The organism is Candidatus Neomarinimicrobiota bacterium, assembly GCA_017656425.1.
GTDB lineage: Bacteria > Fidelibacterota > UBA2242 > UBA2242 > B5-G15 > JACDNV01.
The window spans coordinates 1-18,139 of the sequence record JACDNV010000010.1; the positions used below are offsets into that span (position 1 = coordinate 1).

Genomic DNA, 18,139 nt, shown 5'->3' on the forward strand with positions numbered 1-18,139 from the left:
CTATTAGGGAAGGCGGTAGAACAGTTGGTGCCGGTGTCGTAACTCAGATTATTGAATGATCAAAAGGTAGCGAGGTTAGAGGTGCCTGGACAAAAAATAAGAATAAGTTTAAAAGCTTACGATCATAATTTACTTGATAAAAGCGCAAAAAGAATAGTAGCTACAGCAAAAGCAACAGGGGCAGTGGTACGAGGTCCCATACCCCTTCCTGCTCAACGTACTGTATATACTGTTTTAAGGTCGCCTCACGTGAATAAGAAGAGTAGGGAGCAATTCGAGGCAACAGTTCATAAGAGATTGATAGATATACTTAATTCGACTTCAAAGACAGTTGATGCTTTGATGAAGCTAGAATTACCGGCAGGAATTGATATTGAAATAAAAGTTTAATGGTAGAGATATGTTGGGAATATTAGGGAAAAAAATAGGTATGACACAAATATTTACAGAGGATGGGCAGGCGGTTCCAGTTACCGTTATTGAAGCAGGTCCATGCAAAGTTGTGCAGGTGAAAACGAAAGAAAACGATGGGTATGATGCAGTCCAGCTTGGGTTCGAACACAAAAAAGAGCGTTTAGTGAATAAACCTCTATTAGGACATTTTAAAAAAGCCGGGGTAGTACCTTTCCGATACTTAAGGGAGTTTAGAGATTTTGATAACGAGTATTGTGAACCTGGGAAAGAAGTAACGGTTGATGTTTTTACTGAAGGAGATATTATTAAGGTTACAGGTACTACAAAAGGTAAGGGCTTTCAGGGAGTTGTGAGAAGGCATGGTTTTGGGGGCGGTCCTAGAACACATGGGCAAAGCGACCGTACTCGAGCACCTGGTTCTATTGGGGCGTCCTCTTTTCCCTCCAGAGTAATTAAGGGATTACGAATGGCTGGGAGGATGGGGGGAAAAAAAGTAACAGTAAAAGGCTTGACTATTTTAAAAATAGATAAAGAAAATAATTTGCTCTTTGTCAAGGGTTCGATACCCGGACCAAGAAACGGCTTAGTAATAATACGGAGGCAAGAGAGTTGAAGGTTGAATTCCCGATTTATAAAAAGGATGGAACCAAGTCTGGAGAGAAATTAATAATAGAAAATCCTTCATTTGATATTGAGCCAAATGATCATGCTATTTACCTTGCTGTTAAGGTGGAACGTGCAAATAGTCGTCAGGGTACACATAGCACTAAGACAAGGGCAGAAGTTAGAGGAGGTGGAAGAAAACCCTGGAGGCAAAAAGGTACTGGAAGAGCAAGGGTTGGATCGATAAGGAGCCCACTCTGGGTAGGCGGTGGAGTCGTCTTTGGGCCTAAACCTAGAGATTATAGCTTAAAGATTAATAAGAAAGTAAAGCGGCTTGCAAGAAGGAGTGCTCTTGCATATAAATATAGGTCTGAGGCAATAAGGGTTGTGGAAAACTTGATTTTTGATGAGCCAAAAGCCAAAAATATAAGAGAATTATTGAGTGCTTTTAATCTTATGGATAAAAAGGTTACAATTCTGGTTTATAGAATGAACAGGAATATTGCACTTTCCTGTAGAAATTTTTATAATATCGCCCTATTTGAAGCACGGAATGCTTCAACTATTGATTTACTTGACAATGAAATTATTTTGTTTGAACCAGAAGGTTTAATGGAGTTAAATAGTCAACTTTTAGAATAAAAAGTTAGGGTTTTACGATGTCTATAAAAGGTGATATAATAATTGAGCCTATTCTAACAGAGAAGATGACGAAATTACAGGAAGAGCAGAACAAATATGCTTTTAAAGTCCATAGTGCTGCAAATAAGCACGAAATTAAGGCCGCAGTTGAAAGGAAATTTAATGTAAAGGTAAAAAAAGTTAATACCATGGGTATAAAAGGTAAAGTTAGACGAATGACGGTGAGAAGTGGTGGAAGAGTAATCAGGACTGAGGGTAGAACACCTTCGTGGAAGAAAGCGATAGTTACCTTAGAAGAGGGTTACAAAATAGATTTTTATCAGGGAGAAACGGCGGTGTAAGCTATGGGTATAAAGAAATTAAAACCAGTAACGTCAAGCACGAGATATATGTCCGTCAGCACATTCGAGGAGATTACTACCACAGAGCCCGAGCCAAGTCTTGTTGTACCATTGAAAAAGACAGGTGGCAGAAATAATCTAGGTAGAATTACAGTATGGCATCGTGGTGGTGGACACAAAAGGAAATATCGAATCATAGATTTTAAAAGAGATAAACACGGTATTGAAGCTAAAGTAAAGACTATTGAATATGATCCAAATAGAAGTGCTAGAATTGCGCTTCTTGTATATAAAGATGGTGAAAAAAGGTATATAATAGCACCTGAAGGTTTGCAAGTAGGAGATACTGTAATATCTGGTGAAAATGTACCTATCAAGGTTGGTAACGCTTTACCATTAAGAAATATTCCCCCTGGAACTTTTGTTCATAATGTAGAGCTCTATCCTGGAAGAGGTGGAAAGATTGCAAGGAGTGCTGGTTCGTCTGTACAGATTATGGGGATTGAGAAAAAGTACGCAATATTGAAATTACCGTCTGGTGAAATGAGAAAAGTCAATGCTAATTGCTATGCAACAATTGGGGAAGTTGGAAATAAAGATCATATCAACATATCTCTTGGTAAGGCGGGTCGGAGTCGATGGCTTGGAAGAAGACCTCACACCAGAGGAGTTGCTATGAATCCTATAGATCACCCAATGGGAGGTGGTGAAGGTAAAAGTTCAGGAGGTAGACACCCGACAACTCCATGGGGTAAGCCAACGAAGGGTTATAGAACAAGAAAAAAGAGAAAAGCAAGTGATAAACTAATAATAAAGAGAAGATACGATAAATAGAGGAGATTAAATGGCTCGATCTCTAAAAAAGGGTCCATATGTTGATGAAAAGTTGCTTAAGAAAGTAAAAAAGTTAAACGAAACAGGTCAGAAAAAAGTTATTAAAACCTGGTCAAGAAGGTCTACAATTATACCTGAATTTGTAGGACACACTTTTGCTGTCCATAATGGAAATAAATTCATTCCAGTATATATAACAGAAAACATGGTTGGACATAAACTTGGTGAATTTGCACCAACAAGAACTTTTAGAGGACACGCAGGAGATAAGAAGGAGAGAAAAAAGAGATAAAAATGGAAGCAAGAGCAGTTAGTAGGTATATTAGACAGAGTCCAAGAAAATTGAGACAGTTAGTGGATTTAGTTAAGGGTATGAGAGTTCAAGAAGCTCTTAACACTTTGCACTTTAGTAAGAAAAGAGCGTCTAAGTATATTGAAAAGACCATCAGGTCTGCTGTTTCTAATTTAATCAATTCGGAATCCGGCCATAGCATTACTCCTGAAGAATTATATATAAAAAGTATATGGGTTGATCCGGGTCCGATGTGGAAAAGAGTAAGACCTGCTTCGATGGGAAGAGCCAGTTTAATAAGAAGGCGTACAAGTCATTTAAATGTAATTGTAGCCGAAATTGAAAAGAAAAGTAAAAAGTAGGGAGGAGCTTTGGGACAAAAGACACATCCAATAGGTTTTAGAATAGGGTTTAACAAAACTTGGGATAGTATTTGGTTTGATGAACGTAATTACAAGGATAAATTATTGCAGGATTTTTATCTCAGAAGGTATTTAAATAATAGATTACCCAATGCTGGTATCTCCAAAATTGAAATAAAAAGGACTCCCAAGCTTATAACTGTGATTATACATACATCAAGACCCGGTATGGTAATCGGACAGAAAGGGAGAGAGGTAGATCTACTAAAAGCCGAATTAAAGAAGCTTACTGGTACAGATGTGTATATAAATGTTAATGAAGTAAAAAGGCCTGAGCTTGATGCGAGGCTTGTTGCAATGAATATTGCGGCTCAAATAGCAAGAAAAGTATCTTATAAGAAAGTTGTAAAAAAAGCAATCCAATCGGCTATGAGGCAGGGAGCTCAGGGTATTAAGATACAAGTATCCGGTCGATTAGGTGGTGCTGAAATGTCAAGAAAGGAGACTTATAAAGAGGGGAGAATCCCATTGCAAACTTTGAGATCAGACATAGATTATGCCTGTGAAGCATCATATACAACCTACGGATGTATTGGGGTAAAAGTATGGATATGTAAAGGTGAAAAAATCAAGGTAGAAGGTGAATAATGTTAGCGCCAAAAAAAGTTAAGTACAGGAAACAACAACGAGGTCGAATGAAAGGTATCGCAACCAGGGGAAATGAAGTCTGTTTCGGAGAATATGGGCTAAAAGCTCTTGAACCTGGTTGGATAACGTCAAGGCAGATTGAGGCAGTTAGAGTAGCTATTACAAGAAAAGTCAGGAAACATGGGAAACTCTGGATCAGGATATTCCCTGATAAACCTGTGACCAAGAAGCCAGCAGAGACTCGTATGGGTAAGGGGAAAGGTAGCCCAGAATTTTGGGTAGCAGTTGTTAAACCGGGGAGAATACTCTTTGAGGTGGAAGTTGAGGATGAAAGCCAGGCTATCGAAGCTTTTAGAATTGGTTCTCACAAATTACCTATTAAGACAAAAATAGTTAAGAGAAAAGAAGTTGGTGAGTGAATATGAAAAAACAGCAGTTAAGAGAAATGTCTATAGAGGAATTAAAAGCTAAACTTGCTGAGGATATTGAGACTCTTTCAAATTTGAGATTTCAAAAAGCTTTGCAACAGCTTGAAAATCCTGCTAAAATAAGGCAGATAAAAAAAGAAATAGCTCAGATAAAAACGGTATTACGTGAGTATGAGCTAGGTATAAGAAAGAAAAAGGAGAGTTAAATCGAAGGCAGAGGAATTTGTCGTATGAGAGAAAGAGTAAAGAAGAAAATTTTTGTTGGTCGAGTAGTTAGTAATAAAATGGATAAAACCATTATTGTTGCAGTTGATAGATTGGTAAAACACCCATTATATAAAAAATATATTCGACGCACTAGCAAGTTTTATGCTCATGATCCAGAAAATAAGTGTAAAGAGGGTGATGTAGTAAAAATAATAGAATCAAGGCCATTGAGCAAATTAAAACGTTGGAGATTGTTGGAAATAGTTGATTCTAAATAGCTAAGCAATATTGATGAGGTAGGGTGCAATGATTCAGCAGGAGAGTAGATTAAAGGTTGCAGATAATACGGGAGCTAAGGAAGTGCTGTGTATAAGGGTGCTAGGCGGTTCAGGGCGGAAGTATGCTTCACTTGGCGATATAATTGTAGTCTCGGTGAAACAGGCAACTCCTAATGGAATGGTAAAAAAGGGAGATAAGTCTAAGGCCGTTGTTGTGAGAACAAGAAAAGAGGTGAGGCGAAAAGATGGCTCATATATAAGGTTTGACGATAATGCAGTTGTACTGGTTGATAATAATTTAGAACCACGGGGGACAAGAATTTTTGGCCCTGTTGCCAGGGAATTGAGAGACAGAAATTATATGAAAATTATTTCAATGGCACCGGAGGTTATTTAATATGTTAAAGATAAAAAAGGGTGATATGGTTATGGTGATTTCTGGTGACGATAGGGGGAAAGTTGGAAAGGTATTAAAGGTGTTTCCAAAGAAAAATAGAGTTATTGTTGAGGGTGTTAATTTTATAAAGAGACATACAAGACCAAGCCAGAAAAATCCACAAGGTGGAATTATTGAAAAAGAAGCTCCCATTCATATTTCTAATGTGATGCTGTATCATGATGGTAATCCTACGAAAGTTGGATTTAAAATTCTGAAGGATGGTAGGAAGGTGAGATATTCAAAGAAAACGGGTGAAGTAATAGATACATAAAGATTGAGGTGTAAAGGTGGCAAAGAAAGAATCAAAGAAAGAGAATGGTATTGAATATAGACCAAGATTACTTGAAGTTTATGAGAATGTTGTAATACCAAAGATGATGAAAATTTTTAAATATGAAAATAAATATCAGGTGCCGAAACTCGAGAAAATAACAATAAATATGGGAATAGGGCGTGCGAAAGAAGACCCGCAAAACCTAAAGAATGCGATGGAAGATTTAAAGGTAATATCAGGGCAACAACCGGTTATAACAAGGGCAAAGAAGTCAATTTCAAATTTTAAAATAAGAGCTGGTGACCCTGTTGGTTGCTTTGTAACATTAAGGGGATGGCGGATGTATGAATTTCTCGATAAGTTTATCTCGATCGCTGTTCCACGTATTCGTGATTTTACCGGTTTTTCTGATAAATCATTTGATGGGAAGGGGAATTTATCTATTGGGATAAAGGAACAAATAATTTTTCCTGAGATAAATTATGATACTATTGATAGAATCAGAGGAATGGATATAACAATAACTACAACGGCCGAAACTGATGAAGAGGCTTTTGAATTATTATCTTTAATGGGATTTCCATTTAGGAGAAAGAGGCAGCCAAAAATTGAAGAGGTTGAGGAGAGTAATTAGATATGGCAAGGAAATCATTAATAGAAAAGGCAAAACGTAAACCAAAATTTTCAACAAGAAAAGTTAACAGATGCAGTATATGTGGGCGACCAAGAGGATACTATAGGAAGTTCGGATTATGCCGTCTTTGTTTTAGAGAATTAGCTTTAAAGGGCGAAATACCAGGGATAAAAAAGGCAAGCTGGTAGGGAGAGGGATATGTCTATTACTGATCCAATTGCTGATTTTTTAACAAGAATTAGAAATGCACAAAAATCAGGGCATAGATGGGTTGACGCTCCTGCTTCGAATATGATAAAAAGGATATCCCTTATATTGAAATATGAGGGTTTTATAAGGGATTTTGTTATAATCGAAGATGGTAAGCAGGGTATTGTCCGCCTATTCCTTAAATACGCAAAGGATGGTATTCCAGTGATTCAGGGTTTAAAGAGAATTAGTCGACCCGGACGGAGAGTATATGTATCCTCTAATGAGATACCTAGGGTAATTGGTGGCCTCGGTATAGCAATTTTGTCTACTTCAAAAGGAGTGATTACGGATAAAGTAGCAAGAAAAGAGAATGTTGGAGGCGAAGTTTTATGTTATATTTGGTAGAAGGTAAGGAGATAGAAAAGTGTCAAGGATAGGTAGAAAACCGATAGAAATACCACAGGGAGTTAATGTTGAGATAAAAGGGAGGTATGTTAAAGTAAAAGGTCCTAAAGGTGAGCTGGATCTCGATATACATCCAGACATGACACTTGAGCTATTAGATAATCAATTAATTGTGAAAAGACCAACAGACAGTAAAAGACATAAATCACTCCATGGATTAACAAGGCAGTTAATCGCAAATATGGTTGAGGGTGTGACAAAGGGTTATGAAAAAGTTCTATTACTTGAGGGAATAGGCTATTCTGTCGAAATGAAAGGTAAATCTTTACAGCTGAACGTTGGTTATTCTCATCCTGTATTATTTACTCCACCTCCAGGGATAACAATTGAAATTCCTAAACCATTGACAGTTGTTGTACGTGGTATAGATAAACAGAGGGTCGGACAAGTTGCTGCTATGATAAGAAGCATAAGGCCTGTTGAACCGTATAAAGGCAAAGGAATACGTTACGAAGGTGAATACGTTAGAAGAAAAGCTGGAAAGAAGGTCGGAGCATAAGAGAATAGGTGTACGTTATGGACAGAATATTAAAGAAAAGGTTGGCAAGGTTAAGAAGAAAGAAGAGAGTGAGTAAAAAAGTTTTTGGAACTTCACAGAGACCGAGGCTAGTTGTATATAGGAGTTTGAAACACATATATGCTCAACTTGTTAATGATGAGGACGGCAAAACGATATTGGGAGTTTCTGATTTGAGTCCAGAGGTAAGAACACAAATCAACGTGAGCATGAGAAAGATAGATAAAAGTAGATTAGTTGGAAAAGCTTTGGCGAGAAAGGCTCTTGAGCACGGAATAAGACAGGTTGTGTTTGATAGAAATGGATACAAGTATCACGGGAGAGTTAAAGCATTAGCTGATGCAGCCAGAGAAGGCGGTTTGCAATTTTAAGGGAGAGTAGTTGAAATGATGTTGAAAAGAAGAAAAGTTGTGGATTCTTCACAACTTGAGTTATTAGAAGAGAAAATAATAAAAGTAAAACGTGTAGCTAAAGTTGTGACAGGTGGTAGAAGATTTAGCTTTAATGCGATAGTTGCTATAGGGGATGGAAAGGGCCATGTTGGAATTGGGCTCGGAAAAGCGGGAGAAGTAACTATAGCTATAGCAAAAGCTAAAGAAGCAGCGAAAAAAAATATGTATAAAATACCTATCATAAATGGAACAATTCCACATGAAGCGGAGGCAAAATACGGATCATCAACTGTCCTATTGAAGCCTGCTGCTCCAGGAACTGGTATTATTGCGGGTGGTCCTATACGTGCCATAATGGAAGAATTGGGTGTTACGGATGTCCTGACAAAAGTTATAGGCTCAACCAATCCCCATAATGTTGCCAAAGCCACAATGAAAGCTTTATTAATGCTAAGGGATCCTATAACGATTGCTAGGATGAGAGACATAACTGTAAGGGAGTTGTTTGGCAAATGAGTGCTAAGAAAAAACAAAAAATGTTAAAAATTACTCAAATAAAGAGTGCTATTGGGTATAGAAAGAAAGCTAAATTAACACTTCAGGCCTTAGGATTAAGAAAAATGCATCAAACTGTAATAAAGGCTGATAATCCAGCGATAAGGGGTATGATAAGATCAATTTCTCATTTACTGAAAGTTGAGGAAGTAGAGCAATGAGTACAAATATATTATCATCACTAAAACCTGCTCAAGGGTCTGTGGAGAAAAGAAAGAGAGTTGGTAGAGGAGATGCTTCTGGTCATGGGGGTACTTCAGGAAGAGGGCATAAGGGTGAAATGTCCCGATCAGGATCAAAGAGGAGAGCATGGTTTGAAGGCGGGCAGATGCCCCTTTACAGAAGGATACCAAAGAGAGGATTTAAAAGCATCAATAAAATTGAATATCAGATTGTTAATATTAGAGATATTGAGAGAATTGATGCGGATGTAATAAAAATTGTAGATCTAAAAGAAAAAGGGTTGATTAAAACTTTAAACAAGCCTGTTAAGATCCTTGGAGATGGTGAGATTAAAAAAGCGGTTACTATTTATGCTAATGCTTTTAGTAAATCAGCAAAAGAAAAGATTGAAAAAGCTGGCGGAAAAGCAGAGGTAATATGATTCAGCAATTTCAGAATATTATTAAAATACCTGAGCTTAAAAGGAGAATTCTTTATACTCTAGGTTTATTAACTGTATTTAGAATAGGTGCTCATATACCTATACCAGGTATTGATACGGAAGTACTTGGTGCTGCTATAAGAAATTTCTCTAATACATTATTTGGTTTATATGATTTATTTGCTGGTGGTGCTTTCAGAAAGGCTACGGTTTTCGCTCTTGGAATAATGCCATATATTAGTGCTTCTATTATATTGCAATTGCTTGGTGCTGTATTCCCATATTTACAGAAATTACAAAGGGAAGGTGAAGAAGGAAGAAAAAAGATAACGCAGATGTCGAGATATTTAACAGTATTGATAGCACTTTTACAGGCATTTGGTATAAGCCAATTTTTAATGAGTCCGCAGATGTCAGCAAGAATTGGGGATAGACTATATCCTGTAGTTCCAAATCCAGGAGTTGGATTTGTACTACTTACAATGCTCACATTAACTACTGGTACGATATTACTAATGTGGATAGGAGAGAGAATAACAGAGAGAGGGATTGGTAATGGTGTATCACTTATAATAATGGTTGGTATTCTTGCTCGATTTCCAAATGTTGTAATAAGTGAGATTACTCTAATAAAAGAGGGGGTAAGGGGAATATTCACCGAAGTGATTTTGATTGCTTTAATGTTTGTTATTGTTGGATTTGTAGTATTACTTACTCAAGGCACAAGAAAAATTCCGGTACAATATGCAAAAAGAATTGTTGGAAGAAAGGTTTACGGTGGGCAGGCTACTCATATCCCTTTAAGAGTGAATTCTGCTGGAGTAATGCCTATAATATTTGCACAGGCGATTATGTTCTTACCGAGTACAATTGCCACCTTTTTCCCGAATAGCGAATTTATTCAGGGTATAATGAGATTTTTCAGCATACAATCAGTAATATACTGGATTATTTACGGAATATTTATTATATTTTTTACATATTTTTATACTGCTATTGTGTTTAACCCTGTGGAAGTAGCGGATAATATGAAAAAATATGGTGGCTTTATTCCTGGTATAAGACCGGGAAAGAAAACCTCGGAATTTATTGATAACGTTTTGACAAGAGTTACTCTGCCGGGTTCAATATTTCTTGCATTTATAGCTGTTTTTCCATATGTATTAATGAAGGTGACAAAAATTAATTATGACCTCGCATCGTTTTATGGCGGTACTAGTTTGTTGATCATTGTGGGTGTGGCACTTGATACATTACAACAGATTGAATCACACTTGCTAATGAGACACTATGATGGATTTTTGAAGACAGGTAAAATTCGTGGTAGACGATAGTAAGAATGATATATATAAAAAATGATGAAGAGATTAAAAAAATGAGAGAAAGTTGTCAAATAGCCTATCAGACTGTTGTAATGCTTGGTAAATATATAAAACCTGGGATTAAAACAAAGGTGCTAGATAGACTTGCCTACGAATTTATTGTTTCAAAAAATGCTAAGCCCGCGTTTAAAGGATACAAAGGTTATCCGGCTACAATATGCATAAGCATAAATGAACAGGTTGTTCATGGAATCCCTGGAGATAGGATTTTAAAGGAAGGTGACATTGTCAGTGTCGATATTGGTACACTAAAGAACGGTTATTATGGTGATGTAGCATATACTTATGCTGTCGGTGATATTGATGATGAGAAAAAAAGATTGCTGGAAGTAACCGAAAAAGCGTTATATAAGGGCATTGAAAAAGCAGTCCCCGGAAATTATTTGTCGGATATCGGGCACGCTATTCAATCCCATGTAGAAGCTAATGGATTTTCTGTTGTTAGAACGCTTGTGGGTCATGGTATTGGTAGAAATTTGCATGAGAGTCCTGAGGTTCCTAATTATGGAGAACCAGGTAGAGGTCCAGAGTTGAGAACTGGGATGACCCTTGCAATCGAACCAATGGTTAATACTGGAACATTCGAAGTCTATACACTTGAAGATGGTTGGACTGTGGTGACACTTGATGGGAAACCATCAGCTCATTTTGAACATACTATTGTAATAACCGATAATGGTCCCGAAATTTTAACGAGAGATTAGGTGTATAATAGATGGCAAAGGAGAAGTTAATAAGAGTTGACGGAATAATAAAAGAATGTCTGCCAAATGCGATGTTTAAGGTGGTACTTGAAAATGGGCATGAGGTATTAGCACATGTTTCTGGGAAGATGAGGATGCATTTCATAAAGATTTTGCCTGGTGATAGAGTTACACTTGAGCTCTCTCCCTATGATTTGAAAAGAGGTAGGATTATTTATAGATATAAGTGAGAGGTTATAAATGAAAGTTAGAGCTTCAGTTAGGAAAATATGTGATAAGTGCAAGATAATTAGAAGGAAAGGTGTTGTTAGGGTAATTTGTATAAATCCTAAGCATAAGCAAAGACAGGGCTAAAAGTAAAGGGAGGTCGATTTGGCAAGAATAGCTGGTGTAGATTTACCGAGAGATAAAAAAGCAAAAATAGGTTTAACATATATATATGGAATTGGGAGATCAAAAGCGGCGAAGATTTTGGAAAAAGCAAACGTTGATCCTGAAAAGCGAATAAAAGACTTAACAGATCAGGAAGTAAGAGCGATTAGAGAAATAATTGAAAAGGGAGAGAAAGTAGAGGGTGCTTTAAGAACTGAAGTCCAAATGAATATTAAAAGACTCATTGATATTGGTTGCTATAGGGGATTAAGGCACAGACGTGGACTACCTGTAAGGGGGCAGAGAACAAGAACGAATGCAAGAACAAGAAAAGGTCCGAGAAAGACAGTAGGAAAGAAAAAGAAAAAAGTTGGTAAGAAAGGTTAATTTAGGGGGGAGAAGTGGCAAAGCGTTCAACTACAAAAAAGAAGAAAAAAGTCAAAGTTGAGTCTGATGGTATAGCACATATAAAGGCAACTTTCAATAATACAATTATAACACTGGCTGATAAATATGGAAATGTTATATCGTGGGCATCGGGTGGTACGGTTGGTTTTAAAGGTACGAGAAAAAGCACTCCTTTTGCAGCTCAGCAGGCTGCTATTAAAGCGGCGAAGGAGGCAATGGACCTTGGTTTAAAAAGGGTCGAAGTGTGGGTAAAAGGACCAGGGTCAGGTAGAGAAGCAGCTATACGGTCCCTACATTCCGCTGGGTTGCAAATAACAGCTATTAAAGATGTAACACCTATTCCACACAATGGTTGCAGACCACCAAAAAGAAGGAGAATATAAAGAAATAAAAAGAGGTTAAAATATGGCAAGATATACAGGACCAAGGTGTAAATTATGTAGAAGAGAGGGTATGAAACTCTTTCTGAAAGGAGAAAGGTGTTTAACCGATAAGTGTTCTTTTGATAAACGACCTTATCCACCAGGGCAACATGGACGAACATTAATTAGAAGACCCTCGAATTATGCACTTCAATTAAGGGAGAAACAGAAGATAAAAAGAATCTATGGGGTTTTAGAACGTCAGTTTAAAAGATATTTTGAAATGGCAAGCAGGATGAAAGGCAAAACAGGAGATAACTTAATGAAAATATTGGAATCAAGGTTTGATAATGTGGTATATAGACTTGGATTTGCTGAATCCAGAAGCAAAGCAAGACAGCTTATAAGTCACGGGCATTTTGTTATAAACAATAGACCGGTAAATATACCTTCATATTTATTAAAACCAGGTGATGTTATTCAAGTCAAAGAGAAGAGCAGAAAATTAGCGACAATACATGAATCAATGAAGAGAATAAAAGGTGAACATGAATTACCATGGCTTATTCTTGAGAAAGGAAAGATGAGAGGAATATTTATACAACCACCAGAAAGGGAACAATTAGATTTGGATGTTAAAGAGTCATTAGTGGTTGAGTTGTATTCAAAGTAAAATAGTGAGGAGAATCGATGCCAAATAAAAATGAAATAGTAGCAAAAGTTGAAAAGGATATTAGGGATAATACTTTTGGGATATTTACTTTTCAGCCCCTACAGAGGGGTTATGGCACAACAATTGGTAATGCCTTAAGAAGAGTTTTGCTTACATCAATCCCGGGTGCAGCTATCACATCAATAAGGATCGAAGGTATTATGCATGAATTCTCTACTATTGAGGGAGTTGTTGAAGATGTATCGGAGATTATTTTAAATCTTAAACAAGTAAGAATAAAGTTAATCGATCCAAAGCCTGAGAAAGTAAATATCCATCTTAAAGGTCCGGGTGAGTTTAAAGCAGGTATGATAGCTGAGCATACAAATGATTTTGAAATAATGAATCCAGATCACCATATTTGTACAATGAATGAAGATGCAGACTTCAATATCGAACTTAAGGTATCTCAGGGAACTGGCTGGACGTCTGCAGATAAAAATAAAACTCCTGATGCACCTATAGGAACGATATTCATAGATTCAATATTTTCTCCTATAAAAAATGTAGCAATGAAAGTTGAAAATCTTCCAGGGACACCAAAGGAGGTGTTAGAAAAACTGACCCTTGAGGTTACCACCGATGGTAGTATCAATCCTGAGGATGCAGTTAGCTATGCTGCGAGTTTACTCATGGATTACTTCCAGCTATTTGTTACTGGAGAGGTTAAACCTATTGAGATAAAGACGGAAGAACCCGATGAGGAAAAAATCAGAATAAGAAATCTTCTTAAGAAGTCCGTTGATGAAATGGAACTTTCGGTTAGAGCATACAACTGTCTGAAAGCCAATAATATTAGAACAATTGCTGATCTTGTATCAAGGGATGAGCAGGAGATGTTGAAATTTAAAAATTTTGGTAGGAAGTCTCTGAACGAATTAATGATGAAATTGAAGGAAATGGGGTTACAATTTGGGATGGATGTTTCAATGTATTTGAACTCGGATGAAGATTAAACACCTTAGGAGAAAGAAAAATGCAACACCAGAAGAGGGTTCCAAAGCTCGGTAGAAAGTCAAGTCATAGAAAAGCGTTACTATCAAATCTAGCTATTCAGCTGGTTAAACATGGTAGAATTCAAACAACTCACGCAAAAGCAAAGGCATTAAGGAGCGTAATTGAGAGATTAATTACCTATGGCAAAAAAGGGACAGTTCATCATAGACGCCTGGCATTTAGAGTACTGCGGGATAGGAAGCTGGTAAAACTTCTTTTTGATCATATTGCTCCTCAGTATATGAATCGACAGGGAGGATATACGAGAATTTTAAAGCTTGGTTTTAGAGATAATGATGCAGCAGAAATATCACTTATCGAATTTGTAGATTATAAAAAACCTGATGAAAAGAAATCCAAAGAAAAGATAAAAGAAAAGAAAACTAAGACCAAAGAAAAAGTCGAAAGTTGATTGAATAGATGTATGAAGAAAATCGTTTATTTTAAGAGGGCAGTTAATGTGGCTGCCTTTTTTTTTCTTATTACTTTCCAATTAAATTCACAGATAAGGAATCTAGGAATATGGGTTGTTAGAGATAGAGTCGTAAATAAGAAGGAGATTGATACTTTTATCAATTTTGCCTGTGAAAATAATTTTACAGATATATTTGTCCAGGTAAGAGGTAGAGATGATGCATTTTATAATTCAAAGATTGTTAAGAAGTCTGAACTTATAAAGCCTCCAGCGTTTGATCCGCTTCAGTATACTATTACAAAAGCGAAAGACAAAGGATTAAGAGTGCATGCGTGGATGAACATATATTTTGTATGGAGTTCTAAGGAATTTCCCTGGCCGGGGCATATTGTCCTTAAGCATCCAGATTGGTGTGCAATTGATAAAAGTTGTAATTTAGCTGGCGAATATGAAAAGATTCTATATCTAAAAAACAAAAAAGAAGGGATATTTCTTTCCCCCACGGTTAGTGATGTCAATAAATATTTATTTGAGGTTGTAAAAGAAGTCATCGGAAACTATGATGTAGATGGAATTCATTTTGATTATATACGCTATCCTAATGGTAACTATGACTATAACCCGGAAGGTAGATATCTTTTCAAGAAAAGATATGGATTTGATCCTCTGCTCTTTACTATTTCAAATAAGGACTTTTTGAAAGATATTGATGATGTTATTTTTGATACTCTGCTTTTCAGATGGAATAATTTTCTGAGATCAAGAATAACAAATTTTGTAAGAATGGTTAAAATTTATATTGATACTTCTGGATATAATGTCAGCATGAGCGCGGCAGTAAAACCTGATCCAATAGAGGCAAGAAACTATTATTTTCAGGATTGGATAAATTGGTTGGAAAAGGGGTATATGGACTTTGTAGTTCCTATGAATTATACAAAGAGTGATAGAAGATTTGAAGAAATAGCGAGAGAAATTTCAAGCTTTTGTGGAAATGAAAAAGTCTGGATGGGTATTGCAGTTTATAATCAGTCAGAATATGGGGCATGGGGTAAGACCTTGATTGCAATAGATAATGAATATAATAATATAGTCTATTTTTCATATGATTACTTGAAGAATAGGTATTATATTTTAAGAAATGTTAAAAGACTTAAGAAACGTTATTAAATTTTATTAGATGTTATTTATGATTGATTATTTAAAAGGAGGAAAATATGGAATCATCATGGGCATATACCTTTATACTTTATCTTAAAGCTTTTGGCTGGGCACTGGTTGCATCAATAGGATTTGCGGTGGGTATAGGTTTTGCCATTAAGATTTTTGATCTTCTATCGAGTAATATTGATGAATGGGAAGAGATAAGAAGGGGTAATATCGGAGTTGCTCTTATAGTCGTGGCTCTTATTGTTATGGTTGGGCTTCTGATTTATAAAGTGATTTAAATAAGCCAGATCGGGTTTGTCAGACAAAATTTATCCTTTTCTGTAAATACTTCTGCCCGAAGGTGTCCACTTCTTAATTCTTGGATTTTTATTTTTTCCCTCACATTACTAACATTCTGATAATTTTTAGCGAAAATAAGTTTTTCAACTTTATTGTCTATCTGTCCGTTAAAAATTTTTATTTCCTTTATTTTTCCAAAGAATTCTGATGATTTACTTTCAATACATATTTGTTTTACGGCATCTACAGGAGCCTGATTACCTATGTGATATAAGTTGTTCCCATTATCTTTTATCGTTATGTTTATGAAAGGACCATTGGATATTACAACCTGTCCCTTTTTGAGATTTTTTATAAGCTGATTAATACCTTTTGAAATATCTGTAAATACTATCGTTCGACATTCCCCAAATACTTGATAATTTCCTTCGTATAATTTGAATAAAGGAGTGCGCAATTGGCGAAACCTATTAAGGTTCCCATGTGAATCATTCCCTGCATAGATGTATTTTCTGGAACCTTTAAGAAGCTGTTTTATCCAGTTTTCCTTTCCCAGTCTGAAAGCGTTATCAATTTTTCCATTTAGAATCTGATGACCATCCAAGCTGTCAGATTTGTCATTGAAATTCCATATTCCCCTCTTTAGTAATATCCGCTGAACATATGGAAACAGGGTCATCGGGTGAGCAGATGCTGTGAGCATAGAATCATCACCAATTTCTGCTATCTTACCATAAAAGTAAGCAATCTTATTGTCGAAAATTCCTTCAAAGCCATCGGCATTACCGGGAATAAAATTTTTGTTATTCAATACAAGCATATGTACATATCTGCCATGACCATTATCGACTGTTAATTCCTCTCCCGGAATTATAATATAATCAGAGTATTTTTTATTGATCTCCTCTATTTCTTTACGTGAATTTTTAAATTTTATCAGATTTGGATCCTTTTTTGTCCATGTACCGAGTAAATCATCTAGATCATATGAATGATCTGTCACAGCATTGAAAGACAATCCCATTGGTTTGGCTATTTCTGGGAATAAGAATAAGGGCAAGCCAAATTCTACCTGATCCTCGGTATAATATGAGTGGCAGTGAATGTCTCCGCAGTGCCATCCATCTTTTGATGGAAGGCATTCCGGATCAATATGAACTGTTAGGTTTTTGTGAGAAAGTCCGGGGTAGTTATCATTTTTTACAATTAAATCTTTACCATTTATTTTAAAAAAACCCTTACAATTAATTTCCAAAGTTTTTCCTATAAAACCATTTACTGTTATATGATAAATTTTTCCAAACCATTTTTGATTAATAGTCATGTTTTCATCTATCCGTATTGTATCCAGAAGTGTTCTTGTTGATTTATCGTAAATTGATATTATAATATGTTCTAGAAAGATTGGGAATTTATCAGCGTCTTTTAGTAATAAGAGGACAGGTAGGTAATCGCTATTGACTCTGTAGGGTGTATCGAAGATTATTTCAGGTTGTTTTTTGTATAAAATGCCTCGTAAAATTGGAATATATAGATGGATTTCAGCGTATAAAAAAAATATTAGGCTAATTATTGATAGTTTTTCGAGGTTATCGAATAGTAATTCTAACATAACGGGCTAAATTTTTTGAACTATTTCAAAAAGTGCAAAGGAAAAATGAGATTTCTCCTTGTGTGGATTTACGCATCTGTAAGGTGTTTAATCGAGGAAGTATAGCAATATACTATGTAAAATAGAAGGATAAAATAAATTAGCATTTTATATTTTTCATCTTTGCAATTTCTTATAATAAACTACTTCTCCGTTTTCAGTGCGTAGTAGCGACAGTGTAGGCGTTATTTCCCATTATTATATTGTATTTTATCCAAAGTCTAATTAGCAGGTCGTCACGAGGAGCGAGTAATACGAGCGACGAAGTGATCTGTTCTGCTAAGTTTGAAGGCATTATGGATTGTGTTTCTACATTCAGACTGATTGATGCTCTTTCAAAGCAGATTGCTTCGCTTACGCTCGCAACGACGGGTGTGAGTATAGATTGCTTCGCTTACGCTCGCAACGACGGGTGTGGGTGCAGATTGCTTCGCTTACGCTCGCAACGACGGGTGTGGGTGCAGATTGCTTCGCTTACGCTCGCAACGACGGGTAAGTGGGTAGGCTGCTTCGCTGACGCTCGCAACGACGGGTGTGGGGCGACACCTGCCATGTCATTGCAAGGAG

Annotated in this window: 33 protein-coding genes; 32 read left to right on the plus strand and 1 reads right to left on the minus strand. The window is 36.4% G+C overall.

Annotated elements, in window-relative coordinates; all coding sequences use genetic code 11:
* Positions 1-81 precede the first annotated feature (81 nt).
* From rpsJ to H0Z29_08150, 32 genes are read left to right on the plus strand one after another with little or no spacing between them, the layout of a single operon-like run.
* Entirely contained in the window at positions 82-390 is a 309-nt protein-coding gene (rpsJ, locus tag H0Z29_07995) for a 30S ribosomal protein S10 (protein ID MBO8131440.1), read from the plus strand.
* A 10-nt stretch (positions 391-400) separates the two neighbouring features.
* Positions 401-1,027, plus strand: a complete 627-nt coding sequence (gene rplC / locus H0Z29_08000) for a 50S ribosomal protein L3 (GenBank protein MBO8131441.1) — start codon at positions 401-403, stop codon at positions 1,025-1,027.
* Positions 1,024-1,659, plus strand: coding sequence for a 50S ribosomal protein L4 (gene rplD, locus H0Z29_08005; GenBank protein ID MBO8131442.1), 636 nt, complete (start codon positions 1,024-1,026; stop codon positions 1,657-1,659). The genes rplC and rplD overlap by 4 nt, the downstream gene beginning before the upstream one ends.
* A gap of 17 nt (positions 1,660-1,676) precedes the next feature.
* Entirely contained in the window at positions 1,677-2,000 is a 324-nt protein-coding gene (gene rplW / locus H0Z29_08010) for a 50S ribosomal protein L23 (GenBank protein MBO8131443.1), read from the plus strand.
* A 3-nt stretch (positions 2,001-2,003) separates the two neighbouring features.
* Positions 2,004-2,834, plus strand: a complete 831-nt coding sequence (gene rplB / locus H0Z29_08015) for a 50S ribosomal protein L2 (protein ID MBO8131444.1) — start codon at positions 2,004-2,006, stop codon at positions 2,832-2,834.
* A gap of 10 nt (positions 2,835-2,844) precedes the next feature.
* Positions 2,845-3,126 (plus strand): 30S ribosomal protein S19, encoded by a 282-nt coding sequence (gene rpsS / locus H0Z29_08020; protein MBO8131445.1) that lies wholly within the window; start codon positions 2,845-2,847, stop codon positions 3,124-3,126.
* 2 nt (positions 3,127-3,128) lie between these two features.
* Positions 3,129-3,488 (plus strand): 50S ribosomal protein L22, encoded by a 360-nt coding sequence (rplV, locus tag H0Z29_08025; protein ID MBO8131446.1) that lies wholly within the window; start codon positions 3,129-3,131, stop codon positions 3,486-3,488.
* Between the two features lie 9 nt (positions 3,489-3,497).
* Positions 3,498-4,136, plus strand: a complete 639-nt coding sequence (gene rpsC / locus H0Z29_08030) for a 30S ribosomal protein S3 (GenBank protein ID MBO8131447.1) — start codon at positions 3,498-3,500, stop codon at positions 4,134-4,136.
* Complete coding sequence (gene rplP, locus H0Z29_08035; protein MBO8131448.1) at positions 4,136-4,555, plus strand: 50S ribosomal protein L16; 420 nt, start codon at positions 4,136-4,138, stop codon at positions 4,553-4,555. Before rpsC ends, rplP begins: the two co-directional genes overlap by 1 nt.
* A gap of 2 nt (positions 4,556-4,557) precedes the next feature.
* Entirely contained in the window at positions 4,558-4,770 is a 213-nt protein-coding gene (gene rpmC, locus H0Z29_08040; protein MBO8131449.1) for a 50S ribosomal protein L29, read from the plus strand.
* Positions 4,771-4,794: 24 nt separating this feature from the next.
* Positions 4,795-5,049, plus strand: coding sequence for a 30S ribosomal protein S17 (gene rpsQ, locus H0Z29_08045; GenBank protein ID MBO8131450.1), 255 nt, complete (start codon positions 4,795-4,797; stop codon positions 5,047-5,049).
* 28 nt (positions 5,050-5,077) lie between these two features.
* Positions 5,078-5,446 (plus strand): 50S ribosomal protein L14, encoded by a 369-nt coding sequence (gene rplN, locus H0Z29_08050; GenBank protein MBO8131451.1) that lies wholly within the window; start codon positions 5,078-5,080, stop codon positions 5,444-5,446.
* A gap of 1 nt (position 5,447) precedes the next feature.
* On the plus strand, positions 5,448-5,759 hold the full coding sequence (gene rplX, locus H0Z29_08055; protein MBO8131452.1) for a 50S ribosomal protein L24: 312 nt from the start codon (positions 5,448-5,450) through the stop codon (positions 5,757-5,759).
* Between the two features lie 49 nt (positions 5,760-5,808).
* Positions 5,809-6,396, plus strand: coding sequence for a 50S ribosomal protein L5 (gene rplE, locus H0Z29_08060; protein MBO8131453.1), 588 nt, complete (start codon positions 5,809-5,811; stop codon positions 6,394-6,396).
* Between the two features lie 2 nt (positions 6,397-6,398).
* The gene (locus H0Z29_08065; protein ID MBO8131454.1) at positions 6,399-6,584 is read left to right on the plus strand and encodes a type Z 30S ribosomal protein S14; all 186 of its coding nucleotides are present in this window, start codon (positions 6,399-6,401) and stop codon (positions 6,582-6,584) included.
* A gap of 10 nt (positions 6,585-6,594) precedes the next feature.
* On the plus strand, positions 6,595-6,993 hold the full coding sequence (gene rpsH / locus H0Z29_08070) for a 30S ribosomal protein S8 (GenBank protein MBO8131455.1): 399 nt from the start codon (positions 6,595-6,597) through the stop codon (positions 6,991-6,993).
* A gap of 19 nt (positions 6,994-7,012) precedes the next feature.
* Positions 7,013-7,552, plus strand: coding sequence for a 50S ribosomal protein L6 (gene rplF, locus H0Z29_08075; protein ID MBO8131456.1), 540 nt, complete (start codon positions 7,013-7,015; stop codon positions 7,550-7,552).
* Positions 7,553-7,569: 17 nt separating this feature from the next.
* Positions 7,570-7,941, plus strand: coding sequence for a 50S ribosomal protein L18 (locus H0Z29_08080; protein ID MBO8131457.1), 372 nt, complete (start codon positions 7,570-7,572; stop codon positions 7,939-7,941).
* A gap of 18 nt (positions 7,942-7,959) precedes the next feature.
* Positions 7,960-8,478: a 30S ribosomal protein S5 gene (gene rpsE / locus H0Z29_08085; GenBank protein ID MBO8131458.1), complete on the plus strand. Its 519-nt coding sequence runs from the start codon at positions 7,960-7,962 to the stop codon at positions 8,476-8,478.
* Positions 8,475-8,678, plus strand: coding sequence for a 50S ribosomal protein L30 (rpmD, locus tag H0Z29_08090; GenBank protein MBO8131459.1), 204 nt, complete (start codon positions 8,475-8,477; stop codon positions 8,676-8,678). Before rpsE ends, rpmD begins: the two co-directional genes overlap by 4 nt.
* Positions 8,675-9,121, plus strand: coding sequence for a 50S ribosomal protein L15 (gene rplO, locus H0Z29_08095; protein MBO8131460.1), 447 nt, complete (start codon positions 8,675-8,677; stop codon positions 9,119-9,121). Before rpmD ends, rplO begins: the two co-directional genes overlap by 4 nt.
* Entirely contained in the window at positions 9,118-10,455 is a 1,338-nt protein-coding gene (gene secY, locus H0Z29_08100) for a preprotein translocase subunit SecY (protein ID MBO8131461.1), read from the plus strand. The genes rplO and secY overlap by 4 nt, the downstream gene beginning before the upstream one ends.
* Positions 10,456-10,460: 5 nt before the next feature.
* On the plus strand, positions 10,461-11,207 hold the full coding sequence (gene map, locus H0Z29_08105) for a type I methionyl aminopeptidase (GenBank protein MBO8131462.1): 747 nt from the start codon (positions 10,461-10,463) through the stop codon (positions 11,205-11,207).
* Between the two features lie 11 nt (positions 11,208-11,218).
* Complete coding sequence (gene infA, locus H0Z29_08110; GenBank protein MBO8131463.1) at positions 11,219-11,437, plus strand: translation initiation factor IF-1; 219 nt, start codon at positions 11,219-11,221, stop codon at positions 11,435-11,437.
* A 10-nt stretch (positions 11,438-11,447) separates the two neighbouring features.
* The gene (rpmJ, locus tag H0Z29_08115; GenBank protein ID MBO8131464.1) at positions 11,448-11,561 is read left to right on the plus strand and encodes a 50S ribosomal protein L36; all 114 of its coding nucleotides are present in this window, start codon (positions 11,448-11,450) and stop codon (positions 11,559-11,561) included.
* An 18-nt stretch (positions 11,562-11,579) separates the two neighbouring features.
* Positions 11,580-11,966, plus strand: coding sequence for a 30S ribosomal protein S13 (rpsM, locus tag H0Z29_08120; protein ID MBO8131465.1), 387 nt, complete (start codon positions 11,580-11,582; stop codon positions 11,964-11,966).
* A gap of 14 nt (positions 11,967-11,980) precedes the next feature.
* A complete protein-coding gene (gene rpsK, locus H0Z29_08125) occupies positions 11,981-12,370 on the plus strand; it encodes a 30S ribosomal protein S11 (protein ID MBO8131466.1) in 390 nt (129 codons plus the stop codon).
* A gap of 22 nt (positions 12,371-12,392) precedes the next feature.
* Complete coding sequence (rpsD, locus tag H0Z29_08130) at positions 12,393-13,022, plus strand: 30S ribosomal protein S4 (GenBank protein MBO8131467.1); 630 nt, start codon at positions 12,393-12,395, stop codon at positions 13,020-13,022.
* A 17-nt stretch (positions 13,023-13,039) separates the two neighbouring features.
* Positions 13,040-14,017, plus strand: coding sequence for a DNA-directed RNA polymerase subunit alpha (locus H0Z29_08135; GenBank protein ID MBO8131468.1), 978 nt, complete (start codon positions 13,040-13,042; stop codon positions 14,015-14,017).
* 20 nt (positions 14,018-14,037) lie between these two features.
* Positions 14,038-14,469, plus strand: coding sequence for a 50S ribosomal protein L17 (gene rplQ / locus H0Z29_08140; GenBank protein ID MBO8131469.1), 432 nt, complete (start codon positions 14,038-14,040; stop codon positions 14,467-14,469).
* A 12-nt stretch (positions 14,470-14,481) separates the two neighbouring features.
* Positions 14,482-15,642 carry a family 10 glycosylhydrolase gene (locus H0Z29_08145; GenBank protein ID MBO8131470.1) on the plus strand — a complete coding sequence of 387 codons (1,161 nt, stop codon included), beginning with the start codon at positions 14,482-14,484 and terminating at the stop codon, positions 15,640-15,642.
* A 47-nt stretch (positions 15,643-15,689) separates the two neighbouring features.
* Positions 15,690-15,920, plus strand: a complete 231-nt coding sequence (locus H0Z29_08150; GenBank protein MBO8131471.1) for a DUF350 domain-containing protein — start codon at positions 15,690-15,692, stop codon at positions 15,918-15,920.
* Here the strand turns inward: H0Z29_08150 and H0Z29_08155 are convergent.
* On the minus strand, positions 15,917-17,533 hold the full coding sequence (locus H0Z29_08155) for a hypothetical protein (GenBank protein MBO8131472.1): 1,617 nt from the start codon (positions 17,531-17,533) through the stop codon (positions 15,917-15,919). The genes H0Z29_08150 and H0Z29_08155 overlap by 4 nt on opposite strands.
* Positions 17,534-18,139 lie beyond the last annotated feature (606 nt).

What these genes read in the sequence shown, in the direction of transcription:
- rplC (MBO8131441.1), top strand. Translation starts at nt 401, where the DNA reads ATGTTGGGAATATTAGGGAAAAAAATAGGTATGACACAAATATTTACA.
- rplW (MBO8131443.1), top strand. Translation starts at nt 1,677, where the DNA reads ATGTCTATAAAAGGTGATATAATAATTGAGCCTATTCTAACAGAGAAG.
- rplB (MBO8131444.1), top strand. Translation starts at nt 2,004, where the DNA reads ATGGGTATAAAGAAATTAAAACCAGTAACGTCAAGCACGAGATATATG.
- rpsS (MBO8131445.1), top strand. Translation starts at nt 2,845, where the DNA reads ATGGCTCGATCTCTAAAAAAGGGTCCATATGTTGATGAAAAGTTGCTT.
- rplV (MBO8131446.1), top strand. Translation starts at nt 3,129, where the DNA reads ATGGAAGCAAGAGCAGTTAGTAGGTATATTAGACAGAGTCCAAGAAAA.
- rplP (MBO8131448.1), top strand. Translation starts at nt 4,136, where the DNA reads ATGTTAGCGCCAAAAAAAGTTAAGTACAGGAAACAACAACGAGGTCGA.
- rpmC (MBO8131449.1), top strand. Translation starts at nt 4,558, where the DNA reads ATGAAAAAACAGCAGTTAAGAGAAATGTCTATAGAGGAATTAAAAGCT.
- rpsQ (MBO8131450.1), top strand. Translation starts at nt 4,795, where the DNA reads ATGAGAGAAAGAGTAAAGAAGAAAATTTTTGTTGGTCGAGTAGTTAGT.
- rplN (MBO8131451.1), top strand. Translation starts at nt 5,078, where the DNA reads ATGATTCAGCAGGAGAGTAGATTAAAGGTTGCAGATAATACGGGAGCT.
- rplX (MBO8131452.1), top strand. Translation starts at nt 5,448, where the DNA reads ATGTTAAAGATAAAAAAGGGTGATATGGTTATGGTGATTTCTGGTGAC.
- H0Z29_08065 (MBO8131454.1), top strand. Translation starts at nt 6,399, where the DNA reads ATGGCAAGGAAATCATTAATAGAAAAGGCAAAACGTAAACCAAAATTT.
- rpsH (MBO8131455.1), top strand. Translation starts at nt 6,595, where the DNA reads ATGTCTATTACTGATCCAATTGCTGATTTTTTAACAAGAATTAGAAAT.
- H0Z29_08080 (MBO8131457.1), top strand. Translation starts at nt 7,570, where the DNA reads ATGGACAGAATATTAAAGAAAAGGTTGGCAAGGTTAAGAAGAAAGAAG.
- rpsE (MBO8131458.1), top strand. Translation starts at nt 7,960, where the DNA reads ATGTTGAAAAGAAGAAAAGTTGTGGATTCTTCACAACTTGAGTTATTA.
- rpmD (MBO8131459.1), top strand. Translation starts at nt 8,475, where the DNA reads ATGAGTGCTAAGAAAAAACAAAAAATGTTAAAAATTACTCAAATAAAG.
- rplO (MBO8131460.1), top strand. Translation starts at nt 8,675, where the DNA reads ATGAGTACAAATATATTATCATCACTAAAACCTGCTCAAGGGTCTGTG.
- secY (MBO8131461.1), top strand. Translation starts at nt 9,118, where the DNA reads ATGATTCAGCAATTTCAGAATATTATTAAAATACCTGAGCTTAAAAGG.
- map (MBO8131462.1), top strand. Translation starts at nt 10,461, where the DNA reads ATGATATATATAAAAAATGATGAAGAGATTAAAAAAATGAGAGAAAGT.
- infA (MBO8131463.1), top strand. Translation starts at nt 11,219, where the DNA reads ATGGCAAAGGAGAAGTTAATAAGAGTTGACGGAATAATAAAAGAATGT.
- rpmJ (MBO8131464.1), top strand. Translation starts at nt 11,448, where the DNA reads ATGAAAGTTAGAGCTTCAGTTAGGAAAATATGTGATAAGTGCAAGATA.
- rpsD (MBO8131467.1), top strand. Translation starts at nt 12,393, where the DNA reads ATGGCAAGATATACAGGACCAAGGTGTAAATTATGTAGAAGAGAGGGT.
- H0Z29_08135 (MBO8131468.1), top strand. Translation starts at nt 13,040, where the DNA reads ATGCCAAATAAAAATGAAATAGTAGCAAAAGTTGAAAAGGATATTAGG.
- rplQ (MBO8131469.1), top strand. Translation starts at nt 14,038, where the DNA reads ATGCAACACCAGAAGAGGGTTCCAAAGCTCGGTAGAAAGTCAAGTCAT.
- H0Z29_08145 (MBO8131470.1), top strand. Translation starts at nt 14,482, where the DNA reads ATGAAGAAAATCGTTTATTTTAAGAGGGCAGTTAATGTGGCTGCCTTT.
- H0Z29_08150 (MBO8131471.1), top strand. Translation starts at nt 15,690, where the DNA reads ATGGAATCATCATGGGCATATACCTTTATACTTTATCTTAAAGCTTTT.
- H0Z29_08155 (MBO8131472.1), bottom strand. Translation starts at nt 17,533, where the DNA reads ATGTTAGAATTACTATTCGATAACCTCGAAAAACTATCAATAATTAGC.